This is a genomic window from Bacillus sp. UNCCL81 (assembly GCF_900112535.1).
GTDB lineage: Bacteria > Bacillota > Bacilli > Bacillales > Bacillaceae_G > Gottfriedia > Gottfriedia luciferensis_B.
In genome coordinates this window covers 213,289-234,886 of sequence record NZ_FOMF01000006.1, presented here as the reverse complement: position 1 = coordinate 234,886, position 21,598 = coordinate 213,289, and the positions used below count along the sequence as shown (strand labels likewise).

19 protein-coding genes and 1 other RNA gene are annotated in these 21,598 nt (G+C 34.3%); 4 read left to right on the top strand and 16 right to left on the bottom strand.

Annotated elements, in window-relative coordinates; genetic code table 11:
- Positions 1–70 precede the first annotated feature (70 nt).
- From BM319_RS14970 to BM319_RS14960, 3 genes are all read right to left on the bottom strand, one after another.
- Positions 71–451, bottom strand: coding sequence for a hypothetical protein (locus BM319_RS14970; RefSeq protein WP_069034908.1), 381 nt, complete (start codon positions 449–451; stop codon positions 71–73).
- Positions 452–749: 298 nt separating this feature from the next.
- The gene (locus tag BM319_RS14965; protein ID WP_091023438.1) at positions 750–1,508 is read right to left on the bottom strand and encodes an SDR family oxidoreductase; all 759 of its coding nucleotides are present in this window, start codon (positions 1,506–1,508) and stop codon (positions 750–752) included.
- Between the two features lie 30 nt (positions 1,509–1,538).
- On the bottom strand, positions 1,539–2,981 hold the full coding sequence (locus BM319_RS14960) for a DHA2 family efflux MFS transporter permease subunit (RefSeq protein ID WP_502686152.1): 1,443 nt from the start codon (positions 2,979–2,981) through the stop codon (positions 1,539–1,541).
- A gap of 272 nt (positions 2,982–3,253) precedes the next feature.
- Between BM319_RS14960 and BM319_RS14955 the strand changes: the two genes are divergently transcribed.
- Together BM319_RS14955 and BM319_RS14950 are read left to right on the top strand one after the other, a co-directional pair.
- Complete coding sequence (locus tag BM319_RS14955; RefSeq protein ID WP_069034911.1) at positions 3,254–3,835, top strand: TetR/AcrR family transcriptional regulator; 582 nt, start codon at positions 3,254–3,256, stop codon at positions 3,833–3,835.
- Positions 3,836–4,194: 359 nt separating this feature from the next.
- Positions 4,195–5,415, top strand: coding sequence for a helix-turn-helix domain-containing protein (locus BM319_RS14950; protein WP_069034912.1), 1,221 nt, complete (start codon positions 4,195–4,197; stop codon positions 5,413–5,415).
- A 582-nt stretch (positions 5,416–5,997) separates the two neighbouring features.
- On the opposite strand, the gene ssrA is transcribed toward BM319_RS14950, so the two are convergent.
- The 4 genes from ssrA to BM319_RS14930 all read right to left on the bottom strand — a co-directional run bounded on the left by ssrA (position 5,998) and on the right by BM319_RS14930 (position 10,376).
- Positions 5,998–6,355, bottom strand: a transfer-messenger RNA (tmRNA) gene (ssrA, locus tag BM319_RS14945).
- 213 nt (positions 6,356–6,568) lie between these two features.
- Entirely contained in the window at positions 6,569–7,036 is a 468-nt protein-coding gene (smpB, locus tag BM319_RS14940) for an SsrA-binding protein SmpB (RefSeq protein WP_025569157.1), read from the bottom strand.
- 91 nt (positions 7,037–7,127) lie between these two features.
- Complete coding sequence (gene rnr, locus BM319_RS14935) at positions 7,128–9,569, bottom strand: ribonuclease R (protein ID WP_091023433.1); 2,442 nt, start codon at positions 9,567–9,569, stop codon at positions 7,128–7,130.
- 66 nt (positions 9,570–9,635) lie between these two features.
- Entirely contained in the window at positions 9,636–10,376 is a 741-nt protein-coding gene (locus BM319_RS14930; protein WP_091023431.1) for an alpha/beta hydrolase, read from the bottom strand.
- Between the two features lie 276 nt (positions 10,377–10,652).
- Between BM319_RS14930 and BM319_RS14925 the strand changes: the two genes are divergently transcribed.
- Positions 10,653–11,144, top strand: a complete 492-nt coding sequence (locus BM319_RS14925) for a DinB family protein (RefSeq protein ID WP_091023429.1) — start codon at positions 10,653–10,655, stop codon at positions 11,142–11,144.
- A gap of 134 nt (positions 11,145–11,278) precedes the next feature.
- Here the strand turns inward: BM319_RS14925 and secG are convergent, their stop codons facing one another.
- The 3 genes from secG to BM319_RS14910 form a co-directional block, all read right to left on the bottom strand.
- Positions 11,279–11,512: a preprotein translocase subunit SecG gene (gene secG / locus BM319_RS14920; protein WP_025569105.1), complete on the bottom strand. Its 234-nt coding sequence runs from the start codon at positions 11,510–11,512 to the stop codon at positions 11,279–11,281.
- 85 nt (positions 11,513–11,597) lie between these two features.
- Positions 11,598–12,527 (bottom strand): alpha/beta fold hydrolase, encoded by a 930-nt coding sequence (locus BM319_RS14915; protein WP_091023427.1) that lies wholly within the window; start codon positions 12,525–12,527, stop codon positions 11,598–11,600.
- Positions 12,520–12,741, bottom strand: coding sequence for a hypothetical protein (locus BM319_RS14910; RefSeq protein WP_091023425.1), 222 nt, complete (start codon positions 12,739–12,741; stop codon positions 12,520–12,522). Before BM319_RS14910 ends, BM319_RS14915 begins: the two co-directional genes overlap by 8 nt.
- Before the next feature lie 207 nt (positions 12,742–12,948).
- Here BM319_RS14910 and BM319_RS14905 point away from each other — a divergent pair, with 207 nt between their 5' ends.
- Positions 12,949–13,518 (top strand): DUF2238 domain-containing protein, encoded by a 570-nt coding sequence (locus tag BM319_RS14905; RefSeq protein ID WP_091023423.1) that lies wholly within the window; start codon positions 12,949–12,951, stop codon positions 13,516–13,518.
- A 135-nt stretch (positions 13,519–13,653) separates the two neighbouring features.
- Here the strand turns inward: BM319_RS14905 and BM319_RS14900 are convergent, their stop codons facing one another.
- The 6 genes from BM319_RS14900 to gap all read right to left on the bottom strand — a co-directional run bounded on the left by BM319_RS14900 (position 13,654) and on the right by gap (position 21,577).
- Positions 13,654–14,901 carry an MFS transporter gene (locus tag BM319_RS14900; protein ID WP_091023421.1) on the bottom strand — a complete coding sequence of 416 codons (1,248 nt, stop codon included), beginning with the start codon at positions 14,899–14,901 and terminating at the stop codon, positions 13,654–13,656.
- Positions 14,902–15,419: 518 nt separating this feature from the next.
- A complete protein-coding gene (eno, locus tag BM319_RS14895; RefSeq protein WP_069034919.1) occupies positions 15,420–16,715 on the bottom strand; it encodes a phosphopyruvate hydratase in 1,296 nt (431 codons plus the stop codon).
- Positions 16,716–16,779: 64 nt separating this feature from the next.
- Positions 16,780–18,312, bottom strand: coding sequence for a 2,3-bisphosphoglycerate-independent phosphoglycerate mutase (gpmI, locus tag BM319_RS14890; RefSeq protein ID WP_069034920.1), 1,533 nt, complete (start codon positions 18,310–18,312; stop codon positions 16,780–16,782).
- Positions 18,312–19,067 carry a triose-phosphate isomerase gene (tpiA, locus tag BM319_RS14885; RefSeq protein WP_025569248.1) on the bottom strand — a complete coding sequence of 252 codons (756 nt, stop codon included), beginning with the start codon at positions 19,065–19,067 and terminating at the stop codon, positions 18,312–18,314. Before tpiA ends, gpmI begins: the two co-directional genes overlap by 1 nt.
- A 79-nt stretch (positions 19,068–19,146) precedes the next feature.
- A complete protein-coding gene (locus BM319_RS14880; protein WP_025569249.1) occupies positions 19,147–20,328 on the bottom strand; it encodes a phosphoglycerate kinase in 1,182 nt (393 codons plus the stop codon).
- Between the two features lie 241 nt (positions 20,329–20,569).
- Complete coding sequence (gene gap / locus BM319_RS14875; RefSeq protein ID WP_069034922.1) at positions 20,570–21,577, bottom strand: type I glyceraldehyde-3-phosphate dehydrogenase; 1,008 nt, start codon at positions 21,575–21,577, stop codon at positions 20,570–20,572.
- Between the last annotated feature and the right edge of the window lie 21 nt (positions 21,578–21,598).

Sequence of the window (21,598 nt, the reverse complement as noted above, 5' to 3'; positions counted from 1 at the left end):
ATACGAATAATGTGGATAGTAATAGTGTAGATAGATTATATAGAATTTTTTTCATAAAAGCTAAGTTCCTTTACCAAAATTCACCTCTAACACCTACATACGATTTATCCGCTCCTTTAATAACTTCAAATGAAAGTTTATACTGACCATTACTAACTACTTTTTGATTTGTTAATGAAGTATCTCCTTTAATTGTTTGTGAAGCACTAAATACAGGTGAGTATATTCCTATTATATTTTTCTTTAATGGTGTTATTTTTATTGATTTCCCCTTTGCGCTATATTGATTGTGTTTTACATGTAACCACCCTTTTGAAGTACTGAATGCATTTTTGGATTCTAAATAACCTGTTAGTTTCCCATCATACTTCTGAGTCGCTGATGCTGATTCTACAGATTTTGCGAAAATTGGAAGAGCCAAACAGATTAAACAAATAATTTTCTTTTTCATACACAACACTCCTTGTTCATATTTTTTGTTATATTAATTTAGTATTAGTTTCAATTTAAAATCGAAATTAATAAAATATTAATATATTTTTAATGTAACATCTAAAGTAGGACATTAACTCAAAATAATCCGAAAAATTTATGTACATTCCATATTTTTCATAATTCAGTCACAATAAAGAAGTAATCCCCTCCACTATCAAATATCTCCCTAATAAAACCCTATAAATTATTTCAAAAAATCAAAAGACCGTCCAAAATATCAGACGGTCTTTCCTATTTTTATAAAATTCTTAATCTTAATAAGCAGTCCAACCAGCATCACCCGTAATCACAGTACCATTAACAAAGCTAGATTCATCTGAAGCAAGGAATAAAGCAATATCTGCAATCTCTTCAGGTTTACCTACACGTGGATTAACTCCTAAACCTGCTTGAATACGTCCCATACCAAAATGATTGATATTTGTCATGGAAGAACCAATATTTGTTTCGACTCCACCTGGGGCAATCGCGTTGCAACGGATTCCATTCGTTGCGTACATGAATCCAGTATTCTTAGTAAAACCAACAACGGCATGTTTAGAAGCTGTGTAAGCAGCTCCTGCTCTAGCTCCTTGTAGGCCACCTGCTGAAGCCACATTGATAATCACTCCATGTTGTTTCTCTAAAAAGATTGGTAAGACTTTGCGAGTTGAGCGCATCACACTTGTTGTGTTTACCGCAAAAACTCTTTCCCACTTATCATCTTCAATATCACCAGCAGGTTCAAAATTATCCATAATTCCTGCATTATTAACTAGAATATCTACTGTGTCAAAAGTATCTACGGCAGTATCGATTAAGTTTTGAATATCATTTTCGTGCGCAACATTTGCCATAACAGCTATAGCTTCCCCACCGTTTGATTTTATTTCTTCAACGGTACTATTTGCAGCATCTACATTAATATCAGATACAACCACTTTTGCACCTTCCTTAGCATAAAGTGCAGCAATGGCTTTCCCCATTCCCGAACCAGCTCCAGTTACTACTGCTACTTTGTTTTGAAGTCTCATGAAAATATTCCTCCAATAAATTATGATGTATTAAGCTTTAACTGTTACTTTTTTTAAGTTAACTGTTGCCTCTTCTGAAGCCCCTTGTTTAACCTTTTTAATAAAGAAAGAAAGTAGTAAGCCAAGAATCCCTATTCCGACAATCACAAGATAGGCGTCGTTAATTCCATTTATTGAAGCTTCTTTTATAAGTTGAGCTTGAGTTAAACCTTTAGAAGCTGCAGTAGGAATTAATTCTTGTATATGTGTTTTTGTACGATCTGTCATAACTGTAACTAGAAGTGATGTACCAACTGCTCCAGCAACTTGGCGAATTGTATTCGTAATTGCTGTACCGTGTGCATTTAATTGCTTTGGTAGTTGATTTAAACCAGCAGTCTGTATTGGCATCATCATTAATGCCATACCGATTCGGCGTCCTGTGGACATTAGAACTAGATAAGTGTAACTCGTCGAGTCCGTTAGGTTTGTAAAGCCAAGCGTTGTTGCGATTGTAATAATCATTCCTACTATTGCTAGCCATTTAGCACCGACACGGTCGAATAATCTACCTGTAACTGGCATAAGGAATCCCATTACTAATGCACCTGGTAATAGTAGAAGACCAGACTCAACTGGTGTGTACCCTCGAGCATTTTGTAAATATAGAGGAAGTAACATCATGTCTGCATACATTACCATCGTAACTGCAACATTAATAACTGTTGTTAATGAGAATATACTAAACTTGAATGCACGCAAATCAAGTAAAGGATTTTGCGAAACCAATTGTCTCCATGCGAAGAGTACAAGTGATAATACGCCAATAACAATCGTACTAATCACTTCTGAATTTGACCAACCTAGACTTCCAGCACGGCTGAATCCATAAAGCATTGCACCGAAACCAATTGTAGATAGTGTAACGCTAAGAAGATCAAATTTTGTTTTGATACGATCAGATACATTTCGTAAATAAATGAAACCAAGTACGATAACAATAATCGCAAATGGAATCATCCCGTAAAACATCGTCTCCCATTTGTAATTCTCCATAATATAGCCTGCAAGCGTAGGACCGATCGCCGGTGCGAAAATAATCGCTAAACCTACCATCCCCATTGCTCCTCCACGTTTTTCTGGTGGAAATAGTGTCAAAATAACGTTTGTTAGCAATGGCATAATAATACCCGCACCTGCTGCCTGTATTAAGCGTCCCGTTAACAAGACTGGAAAATCAGTCGCTAGTGCAGAAACAATGGTCCCTGCTAAAAAAATAATCATAGATGCTTGAAATAGTTCACGTGTAGTAAATCTTAGCATCAAATAAGCAGTTATCGGGATTAACACACCATTTACTAGCATGTATCCCGTTGTTAACCATTGCGCTGTTGCTGCCTTAATATGAAAATCAACCATTAACTCAGGAATTACAACACTCATAAGCGTTTGGTTTAAGGTTGCAATGAAGGCACCTAAAATCAAAATGAACATAATAGGACCTTTTTTTATCGAATTTGTGTCTGAAACAGAATTTTTACTCAATCCCCCATCAATCCTTTCTCTCTTTATCATGGACATAATTTACAAAGTGTTTAATAATTAACATGATATAAATTACATTATAATTCGTTAGTTCATTCTTACAACCGACAATAATTGAAGAAATGTATTGTAGTTATCACACTTATTAGTTCTGTAGTTAAAACCAAACATAATAAACACATTTAAAAAAATTGTAAATTTCATGGAAAAGGTGATTTGATTTGAAGGATAAAACAAAAGTAGATCCTAGGATCATTCGTACGCGCCAATTAATTAAAGACGCTTTTATCGAACTACTTCAAGAGATGGATCTAAACAAAATTACAGTTAATCGAATAGCCGATCGTGCAACAGTTAATCGAGTAACATTTTATCTTCATTATCGTGACATACAGGATATGATGGAGAATATGGCTTTGGAAATGGGTGAGAGGCTTGGACTTATTATGAGGGGTTCAACGACCCTTAAGTCTATAGATGAAACTGACTCAGTGCGACTTCTAAATCTACTTGAACATATAGCGGAGAATGCAAAGTTTTATAAAGTAGTTCTTGCTTCTACTAAAACGCCAATCTTCACAGAGCAATTATTAAAAATCATTACTGAAACAATCACAAAAAGAAGAGAAATTGATTCTTTACACATTAAGACGGATATTCAAAAGGATATTATTATTTGGTACGGGTCATCAGCACTGATTGGTACAATTGTATCTTGGTTAAGAAATGACATGCCTTATACTCCTCAATATTTAGCTAAGCAGTTATCTTTGCTTTTTAGAATTGGTAATAAGATCGAATAAAAAACTGTAAGCCAATTTGCTTACAGTTTTTTGTATGGACCATCCTCCTCCTACCTTTAACTCGAAAATCGACAAATTTCCTACTATTATAGAAACCTTTTGAAATAATACAATTTTGCACACATGGTCTTCCTAATAAATGTAATTAATTGAAGAATAGATAAATATTGTGTAATCAGCCCTATTTCACTCTTCATTTTCTCTTAAATTTATCGTAATTTTATTTTTCCTTAACATATCTTTAAGTATTACTTCACATACTATACGGCTTTTCTAAATATACTATTTTTGTTGTTAAATGTAGAATTTTAGTATTAGGCACTATTTTTAACATCCTGGAATGGGAGGAGGACTTAGTTATGTATGAAGGAAAAATCATTAAATTTTATCGAGAAAAGTACAAACTAACACAAGAACAATTAGGAAAAAACATTTGCTCCGTTACCCATATTAGTAAAATAGAATGTGCACAGACAAAGTACGCACCTGAAATTATAAATTTATTATCCAAAAGACTTGGAATTGATATGGAATTAGAAGTAGCTAATTTTATGAATATAAAACAACGATTACTTCACTGGCATGATGTAATTATTATGCAATTATTTGAAGAGATGGATCAAATTTACTATGAATTTGAAATGGAAGAATTAATTCAAATCTCGGAATATAATGATATGTATCAGTTACTAAGAGCGAAATATTTTCTTGCACATAGTAAATGCAATGAAGCATTTAAAATCATAAAAAAGCTACAAAAAAAAGAAGACAAATTAGCTCCTTATGAAAGAAACTTATTGAAGCATATTTTAGGAATCTATTCATTGGCGAAGCAAGAATATGGTAAAGTAATCCAAATTTTAAAGTCCATCGATAATACAGTATATAAAAACCCTGAATTTTATTACCATTTAGCATCCGCTTACCATACATTAAACGCTCCTGTGTTAGCCTATTATTATGCTGAAAAATCTCATCAATTTTTTAAACAGATCAATAACTATCTTAGAGTTATTGATGCTGAAATGTTAATGATTATTCAAATTCAAGGTGACACTTTAGATGAAGAGATTATCAGTCGTTTTAAAAATTTGATTAGAAGCTGCGAACTATGTAATGCACCTGATCGAAAAGCAAAAGTCTTGCATAATTTAGCCTATGAATTTTACAGAGGTAAAAATTATAAGGAAGCAAGAAAGTATTATAAAGACTCTATGTTACTGAAAAATTCAGAATCTTTATCCTATTTATTATCATTAGAGGGTTATATCCGAAGCTCTTTTGAAGACGGTTATTCTAACCTAGACGAATTAATAAATGATGCTGAAACTGGATTGTTCATAGCGAAAAAGAATAATTATATTTTATATATCCATTTATTCAAACTTTTACTTTATCTATTAAAATCTAAAGAAAAAGAGTACTATAATTATTTAAATAATAAAGCGTTACCAATGTTTATTAAAAATGGTTTTACTTTTTTAGTGGAGCGTTCTAAGAAGGAATTATTTAATTATTATAAAAAGATGAATTTAAATGAACAGGCAATGGAAATTGCGCAGTTAATCGTAAATGCATAAGAACTTATATATATAATTTTAATAGGCTACTATTTACAGATAAATGCTGGTCCTCACACTGAGGACCAGCTTATGATTTTTTCCAGGAGTTGCGAAAATGAACTTTAAATGAAAAAAAAGACAAGAATACTTATTTTGTATGCTTGTCTTTTTTTATTTTTAAGGGAAAGATTGAAATTTGAAAAAATTAGTCATTTTTTAAGTAGGGAGTATTTAGAAATTCTTACCAGCAAAATACTTTTAACATTATATTTATACGGATAAACAATGAAAAAGAAACCTTTTATGTCTAACTCCCAAAAATTCTATTCATTTCTCTAGCTTGACTTATCCGAAACAATCTTATAAATTCACGATTGATAAATCGCCATAGCTTACTATCTAATTGTTCTAATTAAAATTTAAAATAGGTTATTTTTATCTATAAATGAACGTACTAAAAATGAACCATATTTAATAAAACTATATTTAACTGCAGTTACTCCTAAATAGAAAAACCTCTTAAAACACTGATATATCAACGTTTTAAGAGGTTTAGAATTTATAATTTTAAGCATAAAAAAACCACCAAACAGTATGTATTGGTGGAGACGGTGGGAGTCGAACCCACGTCCAAGAATATCGGCACTTAAGCTTCTACGAGCGTAGTCACTGTATTAGAATTTCGCATACCATTTGGCCCAATGACAGGCTTCCTGATAGCTAGTCTGATTAATCTCTTCCATTCCCCTCAGACGGCGAGGTCCGGCGTAGCCCACTAATGAGTGAACCCCTCTAAGCTATGCACATGGGCGATACATAGGAGGAGCCTTTAGTGCAATTAAGCAGCTAAAGAGAAATTGTTGTTTTTGCCAGTTATTGGCTTTTGCGTTTTAACGAGGCCGACCCCTCGACTCGCAACTTAAGCTCGAACTACCCCTGTCGAATCCGTAACGTCCCCATATAAAATGCTCCCAGAACTTATTCAGATCTGTTCGCTATGAGTGACTTACGAAGCATAAAGCAAAGGCTTCATAATTTATAAAAACTGAACATCGTTCAATTTGTGTTGCTGATTAACTTACAAACTTATTATAGCATATCCTACTCAAGTTGCAATTAACAATTGTTTCTAAAAGAAATACAGAATTCCAATGCTTCAACATTTATCCAATTAGATTCGCTGACGATCTCTGAATGCACGCTCTACTTCACGTTTTGCTTCTTTTTTCTTTAAATCATCACGCTTATCATATTGTTTCTTACCTTTACCTAATCCAAGTAATAGCTTAGCATAGCCATTTTTTAAATAGATTTTTAAAGGTACTAACGTATAACCTGTTTCCTTTGTATAACCGATTAACTTCACGATTTCTTTATTATGTAGTAGTAATTTTCTAGTACGTAATGGCTCGTGATTGTAACGGTTTCCTTGTTCATATGGACTAATATGCATATTATGAAGCCATACTTCTCCGCCTTGAACACGTGCAAAGGAATCCTTTAAATTAGCTTTTCCAGCACGTAATGATTTTATTTCAGTACCTTGCAAAACGATACCTGTTTCATACGTTTCTTCGATAAAGTAATCATGATACGCTTTTTTATTTTGAGCAATTACTTTCCCTTCACCTTTTGGCATAAATAACACCTCTCTATCTTTACTTATTTTACCATAAATTATGTTTGTATACATAAAGCAGTGGACAATTTTGTCCACTGCTTTTTACTTACTATCGTTTTTTATTACCTTTTGCTACTTTTTCGTAGAAAGGTTTGTTCTTTTTACTCTTGCTTTTGCTTTTCGTAGGATTAAAACGATCATCGCGTTTATTTCTCGATGATTTTCCGCCACGTCCGCTTTCTTTCTCTTCATTTCGAGGTGAAGAACTATCTCCACGTCTTCCACGAGAACGGCCACTGCGAGAGCTATCTCCATTTCGCTCAGAAGAACCTCTGCCGCGTCCACCTCGTCCACTACCGCCACCAGAGCCGCCGCCAAGATTAACTGGGCCTTTACCGCCGCTTCTACGAGGTTTGTTCGATTTCATGCCAACAATTTCAAAATCGATTGCTCGTTCTTCTTTATTAACGTTAACTACTCGAACAGATACTTCATCACCAATTCTGAAGATTTTCCCTGTTCTTTCACCAATCATAGCGTACGTACGCTCGTCATAGTTATAGTAGTCATCTGATAAATCAGCAACTCGAACTAATCCTTCAATTGTATTTGGTAGTTCAATAAACATACCGAAATTTGTTACAGAGCTAATAATACCTTCATACTCTTCACCAATTTTATCAAGCATGTACTCTGCTTTTTTCAAATCATCGGTTTCTCTTTCTGCTTCAACTGAGCGACGCTCCATATTGGATGCATGCTCTGCGATTGCAGGTAATTTATCATCCCACTCACGCTTTGTCTCATTATCCATTTTTCCTTCGATTAAATATTTACGAATTAATCGATGAACAATTAAATCCGGATATCGACGGATCGGCGATGTGAAATGAGTATAATACTCCGCTGCTAATCCAAAATGGCCAAGATTATCCGCCTCATATTTCGCTTGTTTCATTGAACGTAGCATAACTGTTGAAATGACTGTCTCCTCTGGTTGCCCATGAACCATATCTAGAACTTGTTGCAACGCTCTCGGGTGAATTTCATTTCCAGCACCTTTAACTGTATATCCAAATGATGCAATAAATTCAAAGAATCGTTGTAACTTTTCTTCTTTTGGATCCTCATGAACACGATACATGAACGGTACATTTAGCCAATGGAAATGCTCAGCAACTGTTTCATTAGCTACTAGCATAAATTCTTCAATTAGTTTTTCAGCAGTTGAACGCTCACGAATGACCACATCAGTTGGATGACCATCTTCATCGACTAATACTTTTGATTCTTTAAAATCAAAATCGATTGCTCCACGAGTCATTCGTCTATTACGTAAGATTTTCGCTAACTTTGCCATTTCCTCAAACATTGGGATTAACGGTTCGTAACGTTCATGTAATTCAGCATCTTGCTCATCTAATATTTTATTTACATCGCTATATGTCATTCTTTCAGTTGTTTTAATGATACTTTCAAAAATTTCATGCTTAACAACTTCACCTTTTTGGTCAATTTCCATTTCACATGAAAGTGTAAATCGATTAACTTTTGGATTTAATGAACAAATTCCATTAGACAAACGATGTGGGATCATTGGTATAACTCGGTCAACCAAGTAAATACTTGTTCCACGATCATGAGCTTCTTGATCAATCGGTGAGTTATCAGTCACATAGTATGAAACGTCTGCAATATGTACCCCTAACTTGTAATGACCATTTTCAAGCGCTGTTACTGTAACAGCATCATCTAAGTCCTTTGCATCCGCTCCATCTATCGTTACAATCTGTTCATCTCGAAGATCGCGGCGAGTACCTATCGCTGATTCATCAATCTCATCAGGTACAGCATTTGCTTGATCCATTACTTCCTTAGGGAATTCTTGCGGTAAATCAAACTTATGAATAACCGATAGAATATCAACACCAGGATCATTTTTATGTCCTAATACTTGAACTACAATACCCTCTGCATTTTTCCCATTCTCAGGAAACTGAGTAAGTTCTACAACAACTTTGTGGCCTTCCACTGCGCCTTGGGAATTACTCTTTGTTATAAAAATATCGCTTCCGAATCGCTTATCATCAGGAACAACGAAACCGAAACTTTTCTGAGCCTGGTATGTACCTACCATTTTCGTTTGACCACGTTCAACAATTTTTACAATTGTCCCTTCTCTACGTGCATCACTTTTTTCTTTTGTAATACGAGCTAAAACGATGTCTCCATGTAAAGCACCATTTAAATCTGATGGTGAAATAAATACATCCTCTGCCCCTGCTTCTTCTGGAATGACAAACGCAAAGCCTTTCGCATGGCCAGTTAATTTACCTCTTACTAAATTAGATTGATCAGGTAAGCTGTATTTATTATTTCGAGACCGTACAATATAACCCTCATCTTCTAACATAACGAGCGTTTTTACTACTTCTCGAAAGTCACTTGCATCAGTCAACTCCATAGCCTCTTCAATACCTTGAATATTTAAAGGCTTATAGTCTTCACTTTTCATTAATTCTAATAATTTTTCTTTCCATTGTTGATTCATACTTTCCCTCCTTTTTTCTAACTGTTAAAGGGTATTTAGTTTAAGTTTGTCCAGAAAGATTTCATTCTACCATTCCAATTCATTAAGAAATGATAGTACATCTTCATGTAACATGTCTTTTTCCTGTCCAAGCGTAATAACATGTGTTGAATTTTCGTACCACTTTAATTTTTTCTGATCAGATTGCACTTCATTATAAATAATATTTGCGCTGTCCGTATTAATCATCTCGTCTACAGTAGATTGAACGACAAACGTTGGTGCATATACAGTATCAACATTTTCACGCACTTCTTTTATTAATCCTTGAAGACCTTTTAATGTATTCATCGGAGTTTTTTTAAACTCTTCCATTTCTACTTCAATTTGTTCAGGAGATTTCCCTTCACGTTTTTTAAACTCTCTTGTGTAAGCTAAGACACCTTCATACATAATTTCTTCACTTTTTATGTACATTGGCGAACACATTGTGACAATTCCATTTAAAGGAACAGTATAACCTAGCTTTAGTGCAAATACTCCTCCTAAAGATAGACCTACCGCTGCAATTTTTTGATGTCCTTTATCTTTTAAAAATTGATAAGCTTCCATTACATCCTTCCACCAGTCCTCTGGTCCAGTATGAACAAGCTCATCTGGTGGTACACCATGTCCTTTATAGTGCGGTGCATGACAAGTATATCCTTGTTTTTCTAAAAAACGACCAAGCATACGAACATCAGCAGAATGCCCTGTAAACCCATGTAATAATAAAACTGCTCGATCTCCACCTTCAAACGTAAATGGCTTCGGCATTGTTACTCTCATATATACTCACTCCAAAACTTTTCTATCCATTTTTCTTTCGTTACTTTTATATTATCTATAAATGATTTTGTTTATTTAAATTAATAATCGATATCTTCAATATAAATAATGAATAATAATTTTTAACTAATTTTACGTAAAGAAATTGTTCTTTTATTTTACCTTTCAATTCAATAATTTACCAATAAACAGTTTTTTTAATTAACTAGTTATGATTTAATGAAAGGTGTGGTAATAATAATGTTGGTAATTTAACCAACAAAAGGAGGATACGTTATGTTTAATAATGTTGAAGAATTTATTACTGAATGGAAAATGGAAGAAGCAAACACCATCAAATTACTAAATGCTATGACAGATGAATCACTTGATCAATCAATAGGTGAAGATTTTAGTTCATTAGGAGAATTAGCTTGGCATATAACAACAGCAATTAAAGCGATCATTTCACAATCAGGATTACAATTCGAAGCATCTATGAGCAAAGAAGAAATGCCTGCAACTGCAAAGGGAATTACTGAAAAATACGCAGAAGCTAGTAAAGCTATGGTAGAAGCTGCACAAAAAGAATGGAAAGAAAAAGATTTAAATCAAATCATTAACGCTTTTGGATTCCTTGAAATGCCTATCCATGCATTACTACGTATGGCAATTTCGCATCAAACGCACCATCGTGGCCAAATGACTGTATTAATGCGACAAGCTGGGCTAGCTATTCCAGGAATGTACGGTCCAAGTAAAGAAGAATGGGCTGCAATGAAAGGTTAATATTCAAAGGCAACCTAAAATACTTTGTCTACATACTCAGACGACCTAACTTTAGGTTGTCTTTTTTATTTTCTCACAAATTAAATAAAGCATTTTAACAAAATAAAAAGCCACCCTTTTAGGCAGCTTGTTTATTACAGTTTAAAATATGTTACAGCAATCGTTAGAATGAAGAATAAAACTGCTACAACAACTGTTATTCTTTGTAAAACTAGTTCAAAACCACGAGCTTTTTGCTTGCCAAACAGTTGCTCAGCACCACCAGATATCGCACCTGATAGGCCGTTACTTTTACTAGATTGAAGTAGAACTAAAACAATCATAAGTACTGAAACAATAATTAAAAGTACAGATAAAAACGTATGCATTTCTTCACCTCCACAGTAAAAAGACTGTTACTTCCTATTCTACTATGAAGAATACTATACTTCAATATGAGAGTACAACACTTATTTAATGATTTAGTATAGTTTCTTCTATCCAAGTTTTTACATCTTGATGCACTTCATCTTTATTGGTTTCATGAAGCATCTCATGGCGACCTTCTTCATATAATTTCAACTTTACATTTGTACATCCAATCTCTTTATATAACCCATAAACTTTCTTTACACCGTCACCATTTTGACCAACTGGATCTTTATCTCCAGAAAAAATAAAAATTGGCAATGAAGTTGGTGTCTTCTGTATTTCCTCTTTACGATGGATAATTCCGATCCCTTTCAACAGTTCGCGATAATAACTTGCAGAACAAATATAACCACAAAATGGATCTTTTATATAACGATTAATCTCTGCTTCATCTCTTGTTAACCAATCATATTTTGTTTTAGGAAACTTAAAATGATTATTGAAGTTTCCAAAAGTTAAAAAGTCTAAAATTTTACTTCTCTTATTGGCACCAATTAAAAATGCCTCTGCGCTTGAAATAAAGACCCCTAATTTTCTTAGTATTCCTGGATCGTATCCAGTTCCAGATATAATTAGTCCATCGTATAGTCCTCCATTTAATTGAACTACTCGTCTGCTCAAATAAGATCCCATACTATGTCCAAATAGAATTAAAGGGATATCCTTTACTTCTTTTCTAATCATCTTACTTATAAAAATAATATCATTAGCAACTTCATCCCAACCGATTTCTTCACCAAAAAATCCTAGATCATCTTCAATCGCCGCCGTTTTCCCGTGACCTCTTTGATCATGAATAAAGACTGCAAACTGATTATGCACTAAATATTCAATAAATTTATCATAAGCTCCACCATGTTCTGCCATTCCATGTACAATTTGAATCACAGCAATTGGTTCAGCAGGAATATATTTTCGCAAATAGATTTTTGTTCGATCTTTCGCCGAAATTAATCCTTCCCAATTAATCATTTTTATGCCCCTTCATCTCATATGTTGTAAAAGAAACTAATAAGAAAAAACAAATGAAATAGATTATTTCTAATCGTATGTATTTAAATGTAAATCCATCACCTAATAATCTCCAAAAAACAATTACTATTGAAACAATTACAATAATAAATGGAAGTAAATATGTTTTTATAGTATACCAAATAAAATCTTTTAAGTATGCGAAAAAGTTCATAATTCTCCTCCCAACTAATTGCCATTCATATCATTAATTCAATACTAATCCAAATTCCCTAATTTTATAGGTTAATTTTTAACATTTTTTCATCAAATTGATGAACTTTTTATGTCAAAGTTAAGCTCATTTTCGGGATTTTTAACTAATCAAGTTTTGTATTGATGTTTGATTTGAGATAAAAACAGGATGAATGGGGGATTCGAAATGAAAAGAGGCATACAAACAATTTTAAGTCTTGTCCTTGCAATTTTGATGCTTGTCTTATTTGTCATTTTTTTTATAAGAGACGATTCTTATCGATATCCAATCGCACTAGGTGGCTTCATTTGTGCACTTATGCCACTCATTTTAGATAAGTTTTTTAAAATTCGATTTGCATTTGCGTTTATACTCTCTTATTTTGCTTTTTTAATAGGGTCCCTATGTCTTGGTTCAATGCTTAGATTTTATAGTTTAGGCTGGTGGGATACGTTTTTACATTTTCTAAGTGGCACGCTAGTCGCGTTTTTAGCAATTGATTTAATGGGAAAATTAACAACCAAACAGTCTCGGAGTGAGATGTCAGCTGGCTTCGTATTTTTATTTGTTTTTGCATTTGGAGTATTCTGTGGAGCATTATGGGAAATTTGGGAATTCAGTAGCGACCAATTTTTTGGAACTAATACTCAAGGCGGAGGTAATTTTGATACAATGACAGATATAATCGCAGACTCAATTGGAGCACTCATTATTGCATTTTGGTTTGCTAGACGGTCGAAAAAAAATAAAAATTAGCATGAAATATAAAAAAAGAGAAGGACAAAAAACCTTCTCTTTTCTTTATTCTTCACCATCCAACGATACTAATGACACGAATATTTTCGCTTTCTTTAATAGAGTAATCAGGTTTTAATATAAAATGACCTAGTTTTATGATTTTGCTTCAACTGCTACATTTTTCATCTTAAACATCGGAACCATAATCATTATTCCAATGATGAATAATACCGCTGAAAGTTGATAAATAGTAAATAAAGAGAATTGTTCTTTTAAAACGCCTGATAAGCTCATTGTAATGACCATAGAGCCCATAAATAATGGAGTTAATATACCGTTCACTCTACCTACAAACTTTTCATCCGTATTTTTTAAGATAATCGTATTAATTCCAATATGAAGTGCAGGCATAAATAGCCCTATAAAGAACTCGGCTAATAGTGTAAGCCAGAATAATTGAGACCAACCTATTACAAAAATTCCAATAGCATTGACAGCCATACCGATTAATAATAAAACATGCGGTGCCAGTTTATTAGAAATTACCATAATCAGGCCACCCCCAATAATCATAGCCGCACCATTTGCTGCGAATAACCATTGTAAATAATCTTTATCTAGTCCTAATCGTTCAGTAACTAGAAAAATTGCTAATGGATGAATAAAACCGATACCTAGTCCTGCTGCTGCAAAAACCCCGCCTAAAAGGACTAATATTTTTCTTGTCCAAACATATTGAAATCCTAGTTTCATCTCTTCCCATAAAGATGAAGCATGATCAACTTTTTCCTCTTCCTGATCTTTAGGTAACTTTGTTAATACTAGAGCTGATAAAAGAAAAGCAATACCTACTATGCCCATCGATACAAACATTCCAGCTTGTTGAAATACAAATGTTCCTAATACAGGACCTAATATCATAAAGATCGCCATCATTGTTTGAAATAAGGACATACCAGCTTGCATTTGCTCCATTGGTACATGAACCTTAAATAACTTCATATTAGATGGCTGTGAAAACTGTGACAAAATTGCAGAAACCAATGTTGCAAAAAATACGAACTTCCAAGTCCCATACGTTAGCGCTAGAAGTATAACGAAAATTGAAGCCGCACTTAAAAGATCACACCAAATCATTGTACGCTTTGGTTTCCAACGATCTGCAAAAGTACCACCGATAAATGAAAAGATAAAAATAGGTGCAAACTCAGCAACTGAAATAAGTGACACAGCTGTAGCATCGCCATTCGTCTTTTCAACAACAAATAATAAAATTGCAAAATTACGAATCCAAATTCCGACTTGGATAAACAAACCTGCCGTAAGAATCGTCTGAATAAAGCGATTTTTTAGCAAGGAAGCCATTGAAGGATTTGAAGGTGTTGAAGTAGTTATCGTCATTTTTTCCTCCTCTTTTTTCAATTACTTGAAAACAAAAATTGTATAAAAAATTTACAGTTAACCGCCAAGACAGGAACGTACATTCTTAGTTATCTAGAACATATATTCTTATATTAACATTAAAATCCTTTAATAATCAATCTATTTTTTTTATTTATCTACAGTTAAAAAATGTAATTGAAACTGATCATTGCATATTTTTCAACTAAATTTGTTCACATATCAACTAGTTATTCCTAAAAAAACTCTGCAAGATATAGTCAGAATATCTATGATTAATACTATTTACTACATAAATTAGGAGCAACCAATGAAATTTGCTCTTTCAAACGATTTAATCAGATATTTCAAGTATATTCATTGCTATTATTAGAACATGTAGAATTTGGTATTTAATTAAAAAGAAAAGATTTTAAACTGTGTTTTTAATGCAAAAAAAAGAGAAGGTGACGATCCTTCTCTTTTTAACGTGTCTATAATGGATTATTTTTTTGTTAATGCACTTAGTTTTGATAAAATTATTTTCTTAAGTTGTAGAAAGATTTTAATCCTTGGTATACTGCGCTGTCGCCTAACTCGTCTTGAATACGTAATAATTGGTTGTATTTAGCAATACGGTCTGTACGAGAAGCAGAACCTGTTTTAATTTGACCAGCGTTTGTAGCAACTGCGATATCAGCGATTGTGCTATCTTCAGTTTCACCAGAACGGTGAGAAACTACTGCTGTGTAACCTGCACGTTTAGCCATTTCGATTGCATCGAAAGTTTCAGTTAATGTACCGATTTGGTTAACTTTGATTAGGATTGAGTTTGCGATACCTTTTTCAATACCTTCAGCTAATTTTTTAGTGTTTGTAACGAATAAATCGTCACCTACTAATTGTACTCGGTTACCTAAACGTTCTGTTAATAATTTGTGACCATCCCAGTCATTTTCATCTAAACCATCTTCAATTGAAAGGATTGGGAAATCATTGCAAAGTTGCTCGTAGAAATCAACCATTTCTGCTGAAGATACGCCAGTGCGTCCTTCACCAGCAAGATCGTATTTACCAGTTTCTTTGTTAAAGAATTCAGAAGAAGCAACGTCCATTCCTAAGAATACTTGCTCTCCAGCTTTGTAACCAGATTTATCAATTGCTTCCATGATTACTTCTAAAGCTTCACGGTTTGAACCAAGGTTTGGAGCGAATCCACCTTCGTCACCTACAGCTGTGTTTAAACCTTTGTCATGTAGTACAGCTTTTAGGTTGTGGAAAATTTCAGTACCCATACGAATTGCTTCTTTAAAGCTTTCAGCACCTACAGGTAAGATCATGAATTCTTGAAAGTCTACGTTATTATCAGCATGAGAACCACCGTTGATGATGTTCATCATTGGAACTGGTAATTGCTTCGCATTAAATCCACCAAGGTATTGGTATAATGGTAAACCTAATTCATCAGCTGCTGCACGAGCTACTGCCATAGATACACCTAGGATTGCGTTAGCGCCTAATTTACCTTTGTTTTCAGTACCATCTAGCTCAATCATACGACGGTCGATTGAAACTTGATCAGTTACTTCGAATCCTACGATTTCTTCAGCTAAAATATCATTAACGTTAGCTACAGCTTTCTCAACACCTTTACCAAGGTAACGAGATTTGTCTCCATCACGTAATTCAACAGCTTCATATTCACCAGTTGAAGCACCACTTGGTACTAGTGCACGGCCAAAGCCACCATCTTCTGTATAAACTTCTACTTCAACAGTAGGGTTACCACGAGAATCTAATACTTCGCGAGCATAAACATCAATAATCATTGACATAATAAAATCTCTCCTTTTGTTGCGTTATACGCATAATTAAAAACTTTTTATATTAACTGATCACTTATTTAATAAGTGATTTACCAGTCATTTCTTTTGGAAGTTCTACTTTTAATAAATCAAGAACAGTTGGAGCTAAATCACCTAAAATACCATCTTCACGTAACGTAATACCTTCTTCAGTAACAATAACTGGTACAGGGTTAGTCGTGTGAGCTGTCATAGGTTCACCCTCTGGTGTAATTTCCTCATCAGCATTTCCATGGTCAGCTGTAATGATTGCTTTTCCGCCTTTAGCTAGAATTGCATCAACTACTTCTCCTAAACATTCATCAACCGCTTCAATTGCTTTAATTGTCGGCTCAAGTTTTCCTGAATGTCCTACCATATCTGGATTTGCAAAGTTTAAGATGATTACATCATGCTTGTCTGCGGCAATTTCTTTAAGTAATGCATCTTTTACTTCATAAGCACTCATTTCAGGTTTCAAATCGTAAGTCGCAACTTTTGGCGAGTTAATTAAAATACGTTCTTCACCTGGGAACTCTGCTTCACGGCCTCCACTAAAGAAAAATGTAACGTGTGGATACTTTTCCGTTTCAGCAATTCGTAATTGTTTTAAGTTATTTTGAGCCAGAACTTCACCTAAAGTGTTATCTAGGTTTGTTGGTTTAAATGCTACATAACCTTGTACTGTTTCGCTAAAATGTGTTAAACAAACGAAATGAACATTTTTCGGGAACTTACTTCCACGATCAAAGTCACGGAAATCATCGTTTGTAAATACATTTGAAATTTGAATTGCACGGTCAGGTCGGAAGTTGTAGAAGATGATTGAATCTTCATCACTTATTGTTGCAACTGGAGTACCATCTTCTTTTAACATTACAGAAGGTAATACGAATTCATCATGGATACCGTTCGCATACGAATCTTCAATTAATTCATACGGGCTTGTATAAGTTGGTCCTTCTCCATAAACCATTGCACAATAGCATTTTTCTACACGATCCCAACGTTTGTCACGGTCCATGGAATAATAACGGCCAGAAATTGTTGCAAATTCTCCGACACCATATTCTTTAAACTTTGCTTCCGTTTGATCGATATATTTTTTAGCTGTAGTTGGACCAACATCACGTCCATCAAGGAATGCATGTACATATACCTTTTTCATGCCTTCTTCAGCAGCTAATTTTAATAAAGCAAACATGTGATTAATATGGCTGTGAATACCACCATCAGACAGTAGACCAAAAATATGTAATGCTTTATCTTTTTCTTTTGCACTTTTAATTGCATCGATGAATGTATCATTTTTTTCGAATTCGCCTTCACGAATTGCCTTATTTACACGCGTTAAGCTTTGATAAACAATACGTCCCGCGCCAATATTTAAATGACCTACCTCAGAATTACCCATTTGTCCTTCAGGTAGACCTACTGCTTCACCGCTAGCAGTTAATTGTGCGTGAGGATATTTATTCCAATATCTATCATAATTTGGTTTCTTCGCTTGTGCAACAGCATTTCCAAATGTTTCATCACGCAAACCAAATCCATCTAGGATAATTAACGCTACTGGTTGTTTACTCATTACTTAACAGCCTCCAATAATGCAAGGAAAGAAGCTGGTTCTAAGCTTGCTCCACCTACTAACGCACCGTCAATATCAGGTTGAGCCATATATTCTTTAATGTTTTCAGGTTTTACACTGCCGCCATATTGTACACGTACAGCTTCTGCAACAGTTTCATTATAAAGGCTTGCTACAACATCACGAACAAATTTACATGAATCTTGTGCATCTTTTTCTGTAGCAGATTTTCCTGTTCCAATTGCCCAAATTGGTTCATATGCAATGACTAAATTCTTTACTTGCTCATCTGTAAGACCTGCAAGATCAGCTGTTAATTGAGTACGAATAACTTCCTCAAATTTACCGCCTTCACGTTCTTCAAGCGTTTCGCCACAGCAAAGAATTGGTGTAAGTCCATGTTCAAAAGCTTTTTTTGTTTTACTATTAATAAACTCATCTGTTTCGCCATAATATTCACGACGTTCTGAATGTCCGATAATTGCATAAGTTACACCTAAATCTTTAAGTGCTACTGGGCTAATTTCTCCAGTATAAGCTCCACTATCTTGATTACTTACATTTTGAGAACCAATTTTTAATTCAGTTCCTTTTACACCATATAACATTGGTGCAATAAATAATGCAGGAGCACAAACTGCTGAATCTACTTTATCAGATGATGGAATGCTATTTTTTACTTCTTCAACGAATGTCATCGCTTCGTTAAGCGTCTTATTCATTTTCCAGTTACCTGCGATAATTGGTTTACGCATGAGAAACACCTTCCTAACAATTGGTAAGACATAACATCTTACTCTATTTCAATTACTAAATATTGTAAAGCTATAAGACTTATTTATCGTTTAATAATGCAACTCCAGGAAGTTCTTTACCTTCCATAAATTCTAATGAAGCACCGCCACCAGTAGAAATATGGCTCATTTTGTCTGCTAAGCCGAATTTTTCAGCAGCAGCAGCTGAGTCTCCGCCACCGATAATTGAGTATGCGTCAGAATCTGCTAATGCTTGTGCCACACCTTTAGTTCCCTGTGCAAATTTATCGATTTCAAATACACCCATAGGTCCATTCCAAATGACTAATTTAGAGCTATTAATGACATCTGCATACAGAGCAGTTGTTTTTGGTCCAATATCAAGGGCTTGCCAATCTGCTGGAATGCTATCAATATCAACCTGTTGTGTATTAGCATCTTCACCGAATTTGTCAGCAATAATTGCATCAATTGGCATATAGAATTTAACGCCTTTAGCTTCGGCTTTTTGCATAAATTCATTTGCTAAATCAATTTTATCTTCTTCTAAAAGAGATTGACCAATTTCATAGCCTTTAGCTTTTAAGAATGTATAAGCTAGACCGCCACCAATAATTAAGTTATCTACTTTATCTAATAAGTTTTCAATTACACTAATTTTATCTCGAACTTTCGCTCCACCGATAATAGCTGTAAATGGGCGCTCTGGATTAGAAAGTGCTTTACCTAAAACGCTTATTTCTTTTTCCATTAAGAAGCCAGCTACCGCAGGAATAAATTTAGCAATACCAGCAGTTGTAGCATGTGCACGGTGTGCAGCACCAAAAGCATCATTTACATATACATCAGCTAAAGAAGCAAATTCTTTTGCTAGAGCTTCATCATTTTTCTCTTCGCCTGGGTAGAAACGAACGTTTTCTAATAATAAAACATCGCCTTCACTCATTTTGCTAATTTCTTCTTGAACTTTAGGTCCGTATGCTTCATCAGTTTTAATAACGTTTTTACCTAATTTTTCACTTAAACGTGTAGCAACAGCATTTAAACGCATATCTTCATTTACTTGTCCTTTTGGGCGTCCTAAGTGAGATGCTAAAATAACTTTTGCTCCGTTTTCTATTAAATACTGAATCGTAGGAAGAGCAGCACGAATACGAGTATCATCTGTTACTTCACCATTTGCCATTGGTACGTTGAAATCTACACGGCAAAATACGCGTTTCCCTTTTACATCGATGTCATGTAATGACTTTTTGTTCATAGTAGGTGCCTCCAGTACTGTTTTTATTCATCCATTCAATTTCACTGGTCGATCCGTCTCATACAAAGTCGTATCTATTCTGTGATATTGTCACCGCAATTTTAACAGATTATGTACATCAATTGGAATTTATTTCTAGAGTATTTTTTAATATTGTGTTGGATTAGTGACAAAAGAGGATTTTTATCAAACAAAAGAGGGGAGGAAAATCCCCTCGCCCTCATATTAATTTTAATTAAAATTATAGACCTTTTGAAGCGATGTGAGCTACTAAGTCAACTACACGAGTTGAGTAACCAGTTTCATTATCGTACCAAGAAAGGATTTTAACCATGTTGCCTTCCATAGTCATTGTAGATAATGCATCGATTGTAGATGAGTTTGAGCAACCGTTATAGTCGATTGATACTAATGGCTCTTCAGAATATCCTAAGATACCTTTTAATTCGCCTTCAGAAGCAGCTTTAAATGCAGCATTTACTTCTTCAGCAGTAACTTCAGCATTTAATTCTACTACTAAGTCAACTAAAGATACGTTAGCAGTTGGTACACGTACAGCACCACCATTTAATTTACCTTTTAATTGAGGTAATACTAATGAAACTGCTTTAGCAGCACCAGTAGTTGTTGGGATCATGCTCATTGCAGCAGCACGTGCACGACGTAAATCTTTGTGTGGTAAATCTAGAATTTGTTGGTCATTTGTGTAAGAGTGAACAGTTGTCATCATACCACGTTTGATACCGAATTTTTCGTCTAATACTTTAGCAAATGGAGCTAAACAGTTAGTTGTACAAGAAGCATTAGAAATTACATTGTGGCTAGCAGCATCGTATTTGTCATCATTTACACCCATTACGATCGTGATATCTTCATTAGAAGCTGGTGCAGAGATGATAACTTTTTTAACTGATCCACCTAAGTGTTTTTCAGCATCTTTTTTATCTGTGAAACGACCAGTAGATTCTACTACAACTTCTACTCCGTAATCGCTCCAAGGTAAAGCTGCTGGGTCACGCTCAGCAATTACTTTAATTTCGCTTCCGTTTACAACGATTGAATCGCCATTAACTGCTACTTCAGCGTTTACTGAACCGTGAACTGAATCATATTTTAATAAGTGAGCTAATGTTTTAGCATCTGTTAAGTCATTAATTGCTACAACCTCTACATTTGGGTTGTTTAAAGCTGCGCGGAAAACCATACGTCCGATACGTCCAAATCCATTAATACCAATTTTAGTTGCCATTTTTAATTTCCTCCTTTTAAT

Bases quoted from the DNA above. Each gene is read 5' to 3' on its own strand.
- BM319_RS14925 (WP_091023429.1), top strand. From the start codon at position 10,653: ATGTTTAATAATGTTGAAGAATTTATTACTGAATGGAAAATGGAAGAA.
- BM319_RS14900 (WP_091023421.1), bottom strand. From the start codon at position 14,901: ATGACGATAACTACTTCAACACCTTCAAATCCTTCAATGGCTTCCTTG.
- BM319_RS14905 (WP_091023423.1), top strand. From the start codon at position 12,949: ATGAAAAGAGGCATACAAACAATTTTAAGTCTTGTCCTTGCAATTTTG.
- smpB (WP_025569157.1), bottom strand. From the start codon at position 7,036: ATGCCAAAAGGTGAAGGGAAAGTAATTGCTCAAAATAAAAAAGCGTAT.
- eno (WP_069034919.1), bottom strand. From the start codon at position 16,715: ATGTCAATGATTATTGATGTTTATGCTCGCGAAGTATTAGATTCTCGT.
- BM319_RS14950 (WP_069034912.1), top strand. From the start codon at position 4,195: ATGTATGAAGGAAAAATCATTAAATTTTATCGAGAAAAGTACAAACTA.
- BM319_RS14970 (WP_069034908.1), bottom strand. From the start codon at position 451: ATGAAAAAGAAAATTATTTGTTTAATCTGTTTGGCTCTTCCAATTTTC.
- gap (WP_069034922.1), bottom strand. From the start codon at position 21,577: ATGGCAACTAAAATTGGTATTAATGGATTTGGACGTATCGGACGTATG.
- BM319_RS14910 (WP_091023425.1), bottom strand. From the start codon at position 12,741: ATGAACTTTTTCGCATACTTAAAAGATTTTATTTGGTATACTATAAAA.
- secG (WP_025569105.1), bottom strand. From the start codon at position 11,512: ATGCATACGTTTTTATCTGTACTTTTAATTATTGTTTCAGTACTTATG.
- rnr (WP_091023433.1), bottom strand. From the start codon at position 9,569: ATGAATCAACAATGGAAAGAAAAATTATTAGAATTAATGAAAAGTGAA.
- BM319_RS14965 (WP_091023438.1), bottom strand. From the start codon at position 1,508: ATGAGACTTCAAAACAAAGTAGCAGTAGTAACTGGAGCTGGTTCGGGA.
- BM319_RS14930 (WP_091023431.1), bottom strand. From the start codon at position 10,376: ATGAGAGTAACAATGCCGAAGCCATTTACGTTTGAAGGTGGAGATCGA.
- gpmI (WP_069034920.1), bottom strand. From the start codon at position 18,312: ATGAGTAAACAACCAGTAGCGTTAATTATCCTAGATGGATTTGGTTTG.
- BM319_RS14960 (WP_502686152.1), bottom strand. From the start codon at position 2,981: ATGTTCATTTTGATTTTAGGTGCCTTCATTGCAACCTTAAACCAAACG.
- BM319_RS14880 (WP_025569249.1), bottom strand. From the start codon at position 20,328: ATGAACAAAAAGTCATTACATGACATCGATGTAAAAGGGAAACGCGTA.
- BM319_RS14915 (WP_091023427.1), bottom strand. From the start codon at position 12,527: ATGATTAATTGGGAAGGATTAATTTCGGCGAAAGATCGAACAAAAATC.
- tpiA (WP_025569248.1), bottom strand. From the start codon at position 19,067: ATGCGTAAACCAATTATCGCAGGTAACTGGAAAATGAATAAGACGCTT.